13 protein-coding genes are annotated in these 12,770 nt (G+C 58.5%); 9 read left to right on the forward strand and 4 right to left on the reverse strand.

Annotated features, from left to right (window positions below):
- Positions 1-220: 220 nt before the first annotated feature.
- Positions 221-2,305, forward strand: coding sequence for an FMN-binding glutamate synthase family protein (locus Pyrde_RS01435; RefSeq protein ID WP_197272701.1), 2,085 nt, complete (start codon positions 221-223; stop codon positions 2,303-2,305).
- Between the two features lie 241 nt (positions 2,306-2,546).
- On the forward strand, positions 2,547-4,379 hold the full coding sequence (locus Pyrde_RS01440; RefSeq protein ID WP_055407581.1) for a GltB/FmdC/FwdC-like GXGXG domain-containing protein: 1,833 nt from the start codon (positions 2,547-2,549) through the stop codon (positions 4,377-4,379).
- 39 nt (positions 4,380-4,418) lie between these two features.
- Here the strand turns inward: Pyrde_RS01440 and Pyrde_RS01445 are convergent, their stop codons facing one another.
- A complete protein-coding gene (locus tag Pyrde_RS01445) occupies positions 4,419-5,345 on the reverse strand; it encodes a helix-turn-helix transcriptional regulator (protein WP_055407583.1) in 927 nt (308 codons plus the stop codon).
- Positions 5,346-5,469: 124 nt separating this feature from the next.
- Here Pyrde_RS01445 and Pyrde_RS01450 point away from each other — a divergent pair, with 124 nt between their 5' ends.
- A complete protein-coding gene (locus Pyrde_RS01450) occupies positions 5,470-5,982 on the forward strand; it encodes a metallophosphoesterase (RefSeq protein WP_055410598.1) in 513 nt (170 codons plus the stop codon).
- Here Pyrde_RS01450 and Pyrde_RS01455 read toward each other — a convergent pair.
- Entirely contained in the window at positions 5,971-6,477 is a 507-nt protein-coding gene (locus Pyrde_RS01455; RefSeq protein ID WP_055407585.1) for an SWIM zinc finger family protein, read from the reverse strand. The two genes, Pyrde_RS01450 and Pyrde_RS01455, sit on opposite strands and share 12 nt — an antisense overlap.
- Before the next feature lie 162 nt (positions 6,478-6,639).
- Between Pyrde_RS01455 and Pyrde_RS01460 the strand changes: the two genes are divergently transcribed.
- Positions 6,640-7,581, forward strand: a complete 942-nt coding sequence (locus tag Pyrde_RS01460; protein WP_231656816.1) for an MBL fold metallo-hydrolase — start codon at positions 6,640-6,642, stop codon at positions 7,579-7,581.
- Between the two features lie 210 nt (positions 7,582-7,791).
- Positions 7,792-8,880, forward strand: coding sequence for a formate--phosphoribosylaminoimidazolecarboxamide ligase (locus tag Pyrde_RS01465; protein ID WP_082419386.1), 1,089 nt, complete (start codon positions 7,792-7,794; stop codon positions 8,878-8,880).
- Positions 8,881-9,046: 166 nt separating this feature from the next.
- Here the strand turns inward: Pyrde_RS01465 and Pyrde_RS01470 are convergent, their stop codons facing one another.
- The gene (locus tag Pyrde_RS01470; protein ID WP_055407589.1) at positions 9,047-9,688 is read right to left on the reverse strand and encodes a glycerophosphodiester phosphodiesterase; all 642 of its coding nucleotides are present in this window, start codon (positions 9,686-9,688) and stop codon (positions 9,047-9,049) included.
- Between the two features lie 38 nt (positions 9,689-9,726).
- On the reverse strand, positions 9,727-10,113 hold the full coding sequence (locus tag Pyrde_RS01475; protein WP_055407591.1) for a PIN domain-containing protein: 387 nt from the start codon (positions 10,111-10,113) through the stop codon (positions 9,727-9,729).
- Between the two features lie 286 nt (positions 10,114-10,399).
- Between Pyrde_RS01475 and vapB the strand changes: the two genes are divergently transcribed.
- The 4 genes from vapB to Pyrde_RS10795 all read left to right on the forward strand — a co-directional run bounded on the left by vapB (position 10,400) and on the right by Pyrde_RS10795 (position 12,457).
- Entirely contained in the window at positions 10,400-10,630 is a 231-nt protein-coding gene (gene vapB / locus Pyrde_RS01480) for a type II toxin-antitoxin system VapB family antitoxin (RefSeq protein WP_055410602.1), read from the forward strand.
- Positions 10,617-11,018, forward strand: coding sequence for a type II toxin-antitoxin system VapC family toxin (locus tag Pyrde_RS01485; protein WP_055407593.1), 402 nt, complete (start codon positions 10,617-10,619; stop codon positions 11,016-11,018). The genes vapB and Pyrde_RS01485 overlap by 14 nt, the downstream gene beginning before the upstream one ends.
- A 637-nt stretch (positions 11,019-11,655) precedes the next feature.
- A complete protein-coding gene (locus tag Pyrde_RS10790; protein ID WP_197272702.1) occupies positions 11,656-12,063 on the forward strand; it encodes an SAM-dependent methyltransferase in 408 nt (135 codons plus the stop codon).
- A gap of 166 nt (positions 12,064-12,229) precedes the next feature.
- Positions 12,230-12,457 carry a hypothetical protein gene (locus Pyrde_RS10795; RefSeq protein ID WP_197272703.1) on the forward strand — a complete coding sequence of 76 codons (228 nt, stop codon included), beginning with the start codon at positions 12,230-12,232 and terminating at the stop codon, positions 12,455-12,457.
- Positions 12,458-12,770 lie beyond the last annotated feature (313 nt).

Consider the following 12,770-nt stretch of genomic DNA (forward strand, 5'->3'; position numbering starts at 1 on the left):
AGCCTCCGGCTCTCTCGTCACCGGATGGGAGAGGCTTGTGCCGGAGGGTTATAGCTGGTACTCTTCGACGTTAGCCGTTGGCTCTAAGCCCATTGTTCTAGCACTATCTACAATGTGGGAGAGTGTTGATACGTGTTAGATCGAGGGTTCTCAGCCCGGCCTCCAGGCCAACTAATATAACCGTGGGAGCCTCGTGGGCTGTACGCCGGGGCCCACTGCATTGCCAGCGAGCATAAGGTTAGTAGCGGGTTATAAGCCGCCCGTGGGCGGCGGCCGTACACCAGAGTTTTGGAGCCGCGACCGCATAGCAGCGATAAGATATGCTGCAGAGCACGGTATGGAGAAGACTATCCTCAGCAAGCCAAAGGCTCGCGGGAGGCTTCTCGACCGCCTTGCTATACGCGACTTAGACCCCCGCGAGCTCCGGGAACTCGCTCAGAAGCTTGGCCCGGAGGGCATCGACCGGCTAGACGTTGACGCGGGCGTAGACTTCGCGGACGTACATTTACGCGTCCCAGTCTACCTGGGCGACATGAGTTTCGGAGCGCTCTCCGGCCGCCCCAATATAGCGCTAGCGAGAGCCGCCGACATAGCTGGCGCAGTAGTGGGTGTAGGCGAGGGCGGCCTCCACCCCGAGGTGGCACGGTGCAGGAACATCGTCATACAGTGGGCTAGCGGCCGCTTCGGGATAGACAGGTACATGCTCCGTCGCGGCCTCGCAGTCAACATCAAGATAGGACAGGGCGCGAAGCCTGGCATAGGCGGGCACCTCCCAGCCCGTAAGGTCGTAGGCGAAATAGCTAAGCTGCGTAAGCTCCCACCAGGTAGTGAAGCCCTAAGCCCCGCACCCCACCACGATATCTACAGCATAGAAGACCTAGCACAAAGGGTGAAGATGCTCCGCGAGCTCACAGGCCGCCCAGTTCTCGTCAAGACTGCTGCTACTAACCAGGTCGGCTTTGTGACCCTTGGCACAGCACGCGCCACAGCCATGGGGATAATCATCGACGGTGCTGGCGCAGGCACCGGGGCTACACCGCGGATCGTCCGCGACCATGTGGGCATGCCCGTGGACTACGCTGTACCTGTCGCCGACCGGCTGCTCCGGGAGAACGGGCTCAGAGACGGCTTCCTAGTGATAGGCGGCGGCATGATATCCAGTGGTGAGGATATAGCCAAACTGATCCTGCTCGGCGCTAACATGGCTAACATAGCGACTGCGGCACTCATAGCTATGGGGTGCATCATGTGTCATATATGCAATACTGGCAACTGTCCTGCAGCGTTAACGAACAGTATTGACAGTGCGTTCAAGATCGACATAGACTGGGCCGTTGCAAGGGTCGTGAACTGGCTACGCGCAGTCGAGAGAACACTGAAGCTGATAACCTACGCACTCGGCGAGGACAGCCTACAGAAGCTCGTAGGCCGCCGCGGCCTACTAGAGCTCTACAACGCCGACGAGTACGTGGCCAAGGTCGTCGGCGTAGAGCTGGCCGAGCCTGGGCAGATAGCCTGGTATGGTGACCCAGGCGAGGAGCCGCTGCCACGCGAGGTCTACATGGAGGCTAAGACCCCGGTTCTAGGCATGGGCGGCTACGTGCCGGGCTACACGACGCCCGCCGAGAGGCCGCTAGACCTCCTCCGGGTAGAGGCGGCGCAGGTGACCCGGCCCAGTGTAGACCCGTATCGCGAGGAGATAGACCTCACAGTAAGGCTCCCCGACGGCACGGTATACGAGGCGCCGATAGCGGTCCCATGCCTGGAGGAGCCCCTTGTGGAGGCCGCGGAGGGGCTCGGCTACCCGCTAGAGTGCGAGCTGATGGAGAGGCCGTACGCGATAGCTCTGCCGCCGGGCCTAGAGCCTCCACCCGGCACTACGTTGGTTATAGTCGACGAGGAGCTACGGGGTCGCGGCGGCCGCTCCAAGCCATGGCTAGAGGAGTGGATAGTCTGGCTAGACGACGAAATGTGGAGCAGTGGGATACGGAGCGACGTAGCCCTCGTGGCGGCAGGCGACCTCCGGAGCGCTGCCGACGTCTACAAACTGCTAGCCCTAGGCGCTGACCTGGTCACGCTCCGCCGGCCTCTACGCTGGCTGAGCAAGAAGATAGCCGGGTGGCCCGCTGAGAGGAGGAGAGAAGCGTACGAGAACACACTGATAGCAGTCACCTGGGAGCTGAAACTCCTGATGGGTGCCGGCGGTTTGACTAGCTACCAGAGCCTCCAGGGTAACCGGTGGCTCCTCCGCAGCCTCGACGGCGAGGTCGCCCAGCGGCTCCGCGTATCAGTGGCAGGCGAGTAGCCCCAGGGCTACGCCCGTACGGCGAGGGCACGGCCCTGGTGCAGATGCGCTCCCCGCCATCCCCGAGCCTCTTTATAACCCTGCCCGGCTAGTCTAGGCCCCCTAGGCTCCCACCAGGGGCACAACTTAGCAGATTACCCTTGCCGCATTGCATGCCCAGGGCTCCCTCGGTGCGGGCAGCAGTCCCTGGGCGTGAAAAACACTCATAGGGTAGAGCTAGCGCATGAGGTGAGTGTAGGCCGTGTGCGGTATAGCTGGGGTAGTCAGCCTTGACGGTAGCCAGGTAGAATCTAGGCTCGTCATCGAGGCACTCGAGGCTATGAGAGAGCGTGGCACAGAGCACGGCGCTGGTTACGCCGCCTATAGTCCAGAGCCCCGCGGTTTGGTGCGTGCTAGGGTGTTTACCCGGATAGGCCTCGACGAGCCCGTAGCTGACGAGCTGCTGGGCAGTCTTACCGAGAAAGGGCCCCGCAGGATAGCAGAGCTGGGGCACGGGATAGCTGTCGACGAGAGGCTTCTCCTCGACTACCCGCCCGCCAGCGTTGTCGGTAGACTCTGGCTGCTACAGGCGGCCCGGTTCCTCGAGGTATGGAAGAGTATCGGCTGGCCCCGCGAGGTGGCGGACGTCTACGAGCTGTGGGGGCGCCGGGCGCAGGCCTGGATAGGCCACACGAGGTACCCCACTAACAGCCCCGGGTTCCAGCCCTGGCTCGCCCACCCCTTCACTAGCGGCGAGACGGTGATAGTACACAACGGTGATCTCAGCAGCTACGGCGCCAACCGGAGGCTCGTCAAGTACTGGATGGGGCTCAACGGGTTCACGGGCAACGATAGTGAGGTAATAGCCTACCTTATGGAGCTCTTCTTCCGCGACGGGTACAACGCCCGCGACATCGTGGAGATACTGGTTGAGGGCCGCGGGCCCCGCTGGGCAAGGCTAGACGGTCCCCACGCAGTCATATTCATTCACGGGGAGCCACAGGGACCAGTCTTCGGCGCCTTTGTGGACCGGCACCACCTCCGCCCACTCTACGTAGCCGTTACCGAGGACCGCGTCTACGCTGCAAGTGAGGCAGCAGCGGTAAAGGCGATGGATCCGCGCGCCAGGCCTCGGTTGCTACGCGGCGGCGGCTACGTAATCGTGTACCCAGACGGCGAGATTGAGGTACGCGGCTTAACTGAGGCCAAGATGTTCCCGGAGCCCCCGAAGCCCCCGGCATGGGCGGTAGACGCTAGCCGGATGAGCCGGACAGAGCTCAACCAGGCCTTAGCAGCTATGCTAGAGCGTACCGGCTACGCTGCGGCCTACAACCTCCGGGGCCACCGCTACGTGGCCAACGGGCTCGGGCCTGGTCGCCTCGAGCTATGGGGAACAGTGGGCAACGCTAGCCTCAACGTGGCTAGCGGCCTCGACGTGAAGATCTACGGTGACGCACAGGAGGACCTCGGCGACAGTATGGAGGACTCAAAGGTAGTTGTATACGGCAACGTGGGTGACGCAGCCGGCCAGGCTATGAGGAGCGGGGAACTACACATACTAGGCGACGCGGGCAACAGGCTCGGAATACAGATGAAGGGCGGCGTGATAGTAGTGAGGGGCGACACTGGCGATTACCTAGGCGAGTTCATGGCCGGCGGCACGATAGTCGTACTGGGCAGGGTAGGCCGCTACATCGCCACCGGCATGGTGGGTGGGAAGATCTACATACGGGGCCACGTACCGCTAAGCCACATAGGCAAAGCGCCGCCCCGTAACCAGATAGAGCGCTACATCAAGGCTATGGCCCATCGCGGCGAGATAACGATGGAGCAGATGTACCAGGCCCTCCAGAGCCAGACCGTAGACGAGCTACGGAGAGCCCTAGGCGACAAGTTCGACCGCTTAGCAAAGCTCTGGGGAGTACTGCACGTGGGCTATCCGCAGGCAGAGTACCGCTACCTCCGCGGGGACGAAGCAGAGGAGCTGGAGAAGATACTACGAGCCCACGTAGAGGCCACGGGGATCAAGCTAGACATAGGCGAACTACTCGAGTACAAGTACACAGTGATAACAGCTGCAAAGATGAAGCATTAGCCCCGGAGGCTTCACCTACACGAATAACTAGACTAGATGCTAGTCTTCTTTCTGGTTGCTCTCCTTCACCCGGTAGAGGGGGGAGCCGTCTACTGCTATTCTCTCTACCAGCCCCATGTTTACTAGCTTCTGGAGCTTCCTCCAGGCAGTGGACTTGCTTATACCTAGGCTCCTGGCAACATCGCTTACCCCCATTGGGCCACGGCTCCGCAGTAGCTCTAGTATAGCCCGGTCTCTCTCGTCGAGGGTAGAATCAGCAACTATGACTACGTCAGTTGCAGCAGAGCTGCTATTCTTCTCGCTACGTTTACGACGAAACAGGATAGCTGCCCCAGCTGTGCTGGCTCCCGCAGCGGCGAGGACTGCTATAATGGGTGCATTGGAGTTAGTGCCCCCGCTTGTCTCCTTCTCGGATACAGTTTGTGTCTCGATGTTCCCGGCTTTCTGTGATACAGTGGAGGGCGGAGCTGATGGGACATAATCTATAGTGTATTCCCCGGGCCCGCTATAGCGGAGAACTATCCTTCCCGATGAGTAGTCTATAGTGGGTTCGCCCGTGAAGCCTGCTAGGGCGGCACCTCGGGGTAGGTAGATTGTGGCAGGGCCTGATGGATGTATTGTAGCCTCCACTATGCCGTCAGCTTGTCTGCCCAGTAACGCTGTATACTCTACGGTTAATCTTGTAGCGTTGCCAGCGTAGACTATGAGTGTGTTGTTAACAATGTCGTAGTCTAGGGGCAGGCCATCAGGTCCATAGACAACGATGCTCTCGGGCTCGTAGCCCTGCTCTAGCGGTAGCTCTACGACAATTAGGTTCTCACCACTAACTTCAATAGTAACTGTGGCTACGCCGAGCTCGTCGAGCTTATAGATGCTGCTTGTGAGTAAGCTGGGAGCCTCGGCAGCTGAGGCTACTGGAGTCAAGATAGCTAGGAGAGCAAGGAGTACAGCAACACACGGCCTCATGGCTCTCTACAGCCATTAACGCGTCTCTAGCCCTACTAGCCGGATAAACACTTGACGCAGCAAAGCCCTAAGACTCGTGGACACCCTAGAGCATTGCCTAGGAGTTTACCGGAGGTGCTTGAAGATGTTGATAGGAGTTGTGAGTGACACCCACGACAGCCAGGAGGCTGCCAGGCGGGCAGCCCGGCTGCTACTGAGCCGGGGCGCCGAGCTAGTCCTGCACCTCGGCGATATAGTGGCCCCATTCACGCTCCGCAGGTTCCACGAGGAGGGCGTCAAGAAGCTCATAGCTGTCTATGGTAACAATTGCGGCGAGCGCCTTGGCCTGCAACGCGTAGCAGCCAGCCTGGGCTACGAGATACACGACTGGCCACACACCGTGGAGATAGCGGGCCGCCGCATACTAATGATCCACGGCATCGGCCCGGCGGAGAAGACCCGCAAGTTCGTCGAGGCACTCGCTGCGAGCGGCCACTATGATGCAGTCCTCTATGGCCACACCCACGAGGTGGACATGAGGAGAATAGGCTCCACCCTGATACTCAACCCCGGTGAGGCCTGCGGCTGCCTAACAGGCCGGAGAACTGTAGCACTACTAGACACGGAGACTATGGAGGCCGAGCTGCTAGAACTCTAGAGGCCTAGAGGCCCCTAGCCGTCTACGGCTTCTAAACGTCTTCATCCTACGTGTTCGTCTCCATTTCTTTTTCTCGTCGACAGCTGCTGGAAGCCATTCGAGGAGGTCGAGGCGGCCACGCTGATAGAGCACTATTGCTGCCGCCAAACGGTGCACGCATAGAGGGTCGCCAGCTAGCCGGCTAGCCGGGCAGCTACACTCGGCTCCACTCCGCTTCACGTGTACCATGTAGACCTGCTGCTCCTCGGGGAGCCTGCCTACACGGGTAGCTACGACTCGGTGGCCTGCACCTTTCAGTAGTGCTAGCAAGTCGCTATGACTCACCACGCGCTCACGTGGCAGCCTCCCGAGCCGCTGGCTAGGCACAGCCACTACTGCCTCATCGTTAGCCTTCACTAGGGTTGAACGAGAAGCTAGCCGGAGAGCACGGAGCACGTCGCGCTCCTCTACCCCTAGGCTCCGTAGCCAACGATACTCTCTAGCAGCTTTCAGCAAGAGACATCATCTCATCCACACTCTACACAGTATTACCTATCCATAGCCGCCCCCTATATATTGTGGCCCCGGGCCTCGACCGGGCAAACGTTCCTACATATCAGCTCTAATAATGCCTCGATGCCCTTACTTCTACTCTTCTGGGGCGGAAGCGTGCAGGCCATGAGGGAGCAGATCGACCTGGGCTACTCCCGGCTATACGTCCTGGACGCTACACCCCGGGACTTCGGCGCCGAGTATATACGCGTCTATATTGTCGATGGCGGTGAGCAAGCAGTAGCAGTTGTAGAGACCGGCCCCGCCTCGGTGGCAGAGAGTGTCGCCAAGGCGGTCGCCGAGATAGCTAACGGTAGACAAGTAGAGATCATCCTGACACACGTCCACATAGACCATGGCGGCGGCGCGGGCCGCGTCGCGGGGCTCCTCACCGAGCAAGGACTCCAGGTGGCCATCTGGGCCCACCCCCGGGGCGCTCCACACATAGTGAACCCCTCGAAGCTCTGGAAAGCCTCAAACGAGGCCCTCGGCGAGACCGCGCTCGTCTACGGGGAGCCCGAGCCAGCTCCTAGTAGCGCTGTCCACGAGACCCGGGACGGCATGGAGCTGTGTCTCGGCCAAGCCCGGCTACGGATAATCCATACCCCCGGCCACGCGAGCCACCACCAGAGCATATTACTAGAACCCGCTGTGGGCCAGGGCGAACGCATACTGTTCCCAGGCGACTCCGCCGGTATGTACGACCCGAGCTCACAAGGCCTAGCGCCGACCACGCCACCACCCCTACGCCTAGACATGTACAGAGAAAGCTTGAGACGTATGATCGACGAGAAGCCCGACAGGATAGCATTCACCCACATCGGGCTCGGCCCGGCACAACTGCTGGAGACGCACCGGTGGCAGGTAGACATCTGGGAGGAGACAGTACGAGAAGCACTAGCCAGGGGCCTAGACCCAGAGAAGACGCTAGAAGCGATACTCGACCGCGACCCCTACACAGCCCGGCTCTACCAGAGGCTCGGCGGGACACCCCACGGCCGCCGGATGATACTAAACTCCGTGCTAGGATTCATGGACTATGTACAGAGGATGCAGGGAAGCTACTGAGGTATGACAATAGTATACGTCCATAGTCTTTCTCCCGTATCATGTAGGCCTCCTCTCCGCATATACAGCCCAGACAGTAGCCCGTCAACCTTGTCTTGACGATCATGGAACTCTATTAAGGATCGCTAAGTAATGGTGGCTGCCTAGCGACCCCAGGAGCGTAAAGGTACTAGAGTACTGGCCTCTGTCTTCCCGCCGGGTTGTCCCGGGTTGGCTCGTGGTAGGAGTCCCGGCCAGGAGGCTGTGAGGGGCTACGACCTAGGACGTATCCGGCTAGCTGTGCCTGCAAGCCATTCCGCTTTGCAGCTGCTGCGTGGTGCCCGGGACGAGGGTGTAGAGGCTATACTGGTCGCGCACCGCCGCTACTATGATGCGATATACTCGCGGTTCCCGTGGCTCTACAGCCGCGCGATAGTGGTCGAGTCCTGGCGGGACCTCCTCAGCCCCCGCGTTGTAGGGGAGCTCCGAGAGGCCAACGCTGTTCTCGTGCCACATGCGAGCCTCATCGAGTACGTGGGTGTGGAGACGCTCCTCGAGCTAGAGCTCCCCGTTCTCGGCAACCGGTACCTCTTGGAGATAGAGGCTAGCTGGGACCGGAAGCTCTCCCTGCTAGAGGACGCCGGGATAGACACGCCCCGGAGGTTCAGCTCGCCCCGCGAAGCAGCCGAGGCAGGTGTCCCGGTGATAGTCAAGCTCCCCGGGGCTAAGGGTGGCCGCGGCTACCGGCTAGCAGCTCCCGGCAGCGTGGAGAGGGTCGTCGGGGAGCTAGAGAAGCAGGGCTACCGGCTCGAGGACCTGGTCATCCAGGAGTACGTGGTGGGTGTCCGTCTCTACAGCCACTACTTCAACAGCCTAGTCCACGGCCGGGTGGAGCTTCTAGGCATGGATATCCGGCTAGAGAGCAACGTGGACGGGCTCGCCCGGGTACCGCCCCGGCTCCAGGAGGAGCTAGGCCTAGAGCCCAGCTACACCGTGGTAGCCAACATGCCGATCGTGGCGCGTGAGAGCCTCCTCGCCCGGGTACTGGACTATGGTGAGCGCTTCGCCAGGGCCGTGGAGAGGGCCACCGGCTACCCCGCAGCCGGGCCCTACAGCCTCGAGGGCATAGTCACCGAGAACCTAGAGTACAAGATATTCGAATTCAGCGGCAGGATAGTAGCCGGCACCAACGTGTACATGGGGCTCCAGACGCCCTACGCTAGCCTCTACTGGGAGGACCCAATGTACATGGGCCGCCGGATAGCCCGGGAGCTACGCGAGGCAGCCGAGAAGGGCATACTCGAGAAGATAGTCACCTAGCCTTTCCCCTTCTACATTACAGTGTCATCTAGTGTTATAATCTAGCTCTCTAATAGCCGTGCCTCAAGACGGCACTGCTTCAACCGGGTAACCGTGTTCTCCGAGGAGTCCTAGGCGACTCGTGACTACGGGGCTGACAACAAGCTATCGCCCGAGACATACCACATTAGCTGCTCCTTCCTGCTTGGAGCACTCTAGCCACTTTGCACGGCACGTCGCTCACAATCATGTCTACGCCTAGCTCTGCTAGCCGGAGTGCTTCCCGGGGCTCGTTCACAGTCCACGCCGCGACCAGGTAGCCTCCCTGGTGCAGCGCCTCCACTAGCTGCGGGTCCACGTAGCTAGCCCGGACACTAACACCATGCGCCCCCGCCGCCTCCACTAGCACGCGTGGCTCGGCTGGACGGCTATCGATGCTCAGCAGCACCCGTGCGCCCGGGAGCGCCTCGGTCAACTCTCGGGTGTCGCTGTGCCACCGTGTGACGAGGACCAGCCTCAACCCCCACGCCCCCTCCAGGGCCTCGGCGAGGAGCCGCGGGGGCACCCGATCCTTGAGGTCGAGCATAACCATGCTCCCAGGCGGCACGTGGGCCAATAGCTCCCGTAGCGGCCTACTGGGGGTGAAGTGTAGGCCCTCGAGGAGCCGGGCTAGCCGCTCCCGGAGAAGCAGCGGCCTCGCCCGGGGGAGGAGGTGCCCCGCGACGGGGACGCCGCTGCGCAGGTACACGTCTATCTCAACGCTGCGGGTGCAGGCGAGGTGGCGGCGGAGCCACCTCACCGTGTTGGCACGGTGCCCCACCACCTCCACGCGCCCAGCCCCTCCACAGCGTCCATGCCCCTGGCGGGCTACGCGGATAGAACCTCTACGCCGTGCCGGGAAGCGAGCCGGGCCATGCCCTCGTCGAGAGTGGCTAAGGGGAGCCCCAGCCTCCGTGCAACCGATACCACCAACAAGTCCTCGTAGCGCCTAGGGTCGCGCAACGCGAACCAGATGTCCTCCAGCCGGACCGGCTCCACCCGCAGCCCACCAGCAAGCAGCCAGCCAACCCGCGACCCCGCAGCACCAGGGCCAAGCCGCCGCCTCAGACTCCACACAAGCTCATGCACAACAATAGACGGCGCCACCGGCTCCTCCAGCGCCTTAAGCAGCCCAGCCGCCAAAGGGTGGAGCACATCCTCCTCCACGAGGTACGCGTGGAGCACACTCGTATCCACAACAGCCGCGCCAGCCAATGCCCCAGAACCCAGAGCAGCAGAGAAACTCTGCTAGAGCCCCAATAACGCTCCAGCATCTGAAACGCTGCAACGCTCCAGTGAGGAATGTGGATGCCGCGTCGGATAGCTGTCTATAGCTGTAATCCTCTACCGCTACCAAGGTAGGTTGCTGGGGGCGATACAGAGAGCCTCGGAGACCAGAACCCATTAACCCGAGTCCTATAGGGGCGTGAGTCTACCTAATGGTATACCGACAAGTCTTATTACATGGTATACCCTCTGCTCTGTGTCGCGGGTGTTTGCACTGAGCGTAGTCAGCTTCAAAGTGAGAAAGGAGATCAAAGAGAAGATGGAGAAGTATAGGGATAGAGTCAACTGGCCTGAGGAGCTTAGAAAATTCGTCGAGGAGAAGATTAGGCAGCTAGAAGCCGAGGAGAATATGCAGAGAATTATTGAGGAGCTCGAGAAGATACCAGTCCAGACACCCTCCGGCTTCTCGAAGGACTCTGTGAGGGAGGACCGTGATAGCGGTTGACGCTTCTGCACTCTCAGCCTTCATACTAAAAGAACCCGGATGGAAGAAACTCGCCCTATACCTCGTCAACGCTGTATCCGTCGACCACATAATCAAGGAGGTTACTAACGCTATCTGGAAAGCGTGTGCAGTTAAGAAGATAATAAGCGAGACAGACGCAGTAAAGCTCTACAAGATACTCGACAGCATGATAAACGTGAACATCGTTATAGAGCCCGAGGAAAAGTACGTCGAGAAAGCATTGAGGATAGCACTCGGGCATAGGATAACCGTCTACGATGCCCTATACCTAGCCCTGGCTAGGGAGAAGAACCTGCCGCTACTAACACTCGACGAGAAGCAAAGCAGCGTAGCCAAAGAGCTAGGCATAGAAGTGATTCATACCTAGGATTCAAGGAGGCCCTAACAGACCTGATAATATCTCAAGGCCGGCATAATCATCACCAGCCTCTGGAACCTCAACATTCATGAACCGACGATGCTAAAGCTCTTCAAGAGCTGTGCCCACTCATCGTGGCCGTAACCCTTCTCGTAGGCTAGAACTCTGAAGCCTCCGGCTCCGGAGGCTTGGGACCTATAAGCAATGTTTCCGATGGAAACTATTAGCTGGAAACACTATGCAATAATGGTAATCAAGCAAGATTCTACTTCATGATAATATGGAAACACACCTTGTAGTCGATGTTGAGGGCGCTGAAGTATATTGAGGAGGTGTAAAGGCGTCCTAGGCCTAGTAGACCAAAAGCTCGCCGAGAAGGCAGTAAGGGCTGAATCTCTTTGATCCACATAGGCTCGAATACGCTAGTCTACCTTCTACATGGTGTGAAACTACAGTCTGATCCCCGTAGAGAGTATCTTGGCTGAAGGAGACCTAGTCTATGCCAACATTAGGGCTATAGAGGAAGCCACTCTGCTACGTTGATGCCAAGGATCCGATTTTCTTAGAATAAATTAAATTGATAAATTTCTCTGAAAAGCCTTATAAAAAGAGGATGACACCGGTTATGGCTGTTAATAGGTGATTTATGTGCTCCGAGACGAGGAAGCGTTCAGGAAAGATATCCTCTCGAAAAATCCCGCCCCGGAACGAGCCCCCGCTTCCTCCTAATTGGCTTCATGTCGAGATGCTTGAGCGCTTCCGCGTCCTCAAATTCGCCCCTCTGGAGGAGGAAATGAACGTCCTCGAGATAGGCTGTGGTCCCCACGCGTTGGCAACGGTTCCACTAGCTTACCTCGTAGGCGAAACTGGCCGAGTAGTTGCGGTCGATAAAGCAAGATGGCGTTTCTTCGAGGAGATAACCGCAGCAGCCGGCGTCAGGCACAGGATAATCCCATTAAAGCTTGATGCAAGGGAGCTCCCGTTTCCCTTCAAGACTTTCGATTTAGCCGTTCTCGTCCACAGGATAAGGAGCTTGAAAACGAGGAAACCATAGTCAAGGTAATCTCGGAAATGCTCCGCGTCTCGGAAATGGTCTTCATAGCGGAGAGCCTCCCGATAGCAAGGAATGAGCGACAGAAAGCCCACCTAGAGTTCTACAACCTACGCGAGGAAATCTTCGAGGCCTTATATGGAGAAAAGATGATCTCCACCACTTCCCGATGGAGAAGCTCAGGGAGCTTATAGAGAATACAGGCGGGAGGATCGTTGAGAGCAGAGTCTTTGAGCCCAAGCTGCCACACTACCTAGCCTATATTCCAAGGAGGTATGTAGAGAAAATAAGAGACGAAGCCAAGAGGAAGGACCTCTTAAGAAGATGGGATAAAGCTTACGAGAAATGGAAGAACGGAGCAGAGCATCCTCCTGTGGCCTGCTTTCTTGTGAAGTAATCCTTCGCCCAGCAAGTGAAAGTAAGGCGCTTATAATGAGCACACATATTGTGTAAGAATATCCTCGCCCTTAAGCCCCTATAGTGGATCCTCACGAGTTCAGAAAAATTATGTAAAGATAGACGGTAAATCCTTACATACTCTCTGAAATCGTCAGAGTCACCAATTGAAATACCCACTAGGTACTCTATAATGCGTATAGAGGGTTAAGATCAACAACATAGAGATTATAAGAACATCATAACTTAAATACACTTACATTTGCGGATTAATTAGCAGTAATTGAATGATAGCTTATTCATATGATGTATAT

This window comes from Pyrodictium delaneyi (assembly GCF_001412615.1).
Lineage (GTDB): Archaea > Thermoproteota > Thermoprotei_A > Sulfolobales > Pyrodictiaceae > Pyrodictium > Pyrodictium delaneyi.

Coding starts and splice junctions, on each gene's coding strand:
- Pyrde_RS01445 (WP_055407583.1), bottom strand. CDS start 5,345: ATGAGGCCGTGTGTTGCTGTACTCCTTGCTCTCCTAGCTATCTTGACT.
- Pyrde_RS01450 (WP_055410598.1), top strand. CDS start 5,470: ATGTTGATAGGAGTTGTGAGTGACACCCACGACAGCCAGGAGGCTGCC.
- Pyrde_RS01460 (WP_231656816.1), top strand. CDS start 6,640: ATGAGGGAGCAGATCGACCTGGGCTACTCCCGGCTATACGTCCTGGAC.
- Pyrde_RS10790 (WP_197272702.1), top strand. CDS start 11,656: ATGTGCTCCGAGACGAGGAAGCGTTCAGGAAAGATATCCTCTCGAAAA.
- Pyrde_RS10795 (WP_197272703.1), top strand. CDS start 12,230: ATGGAGAAGCTCAGGGAGCTTATAGAGAATACAGGCGGGAGGATCGTT.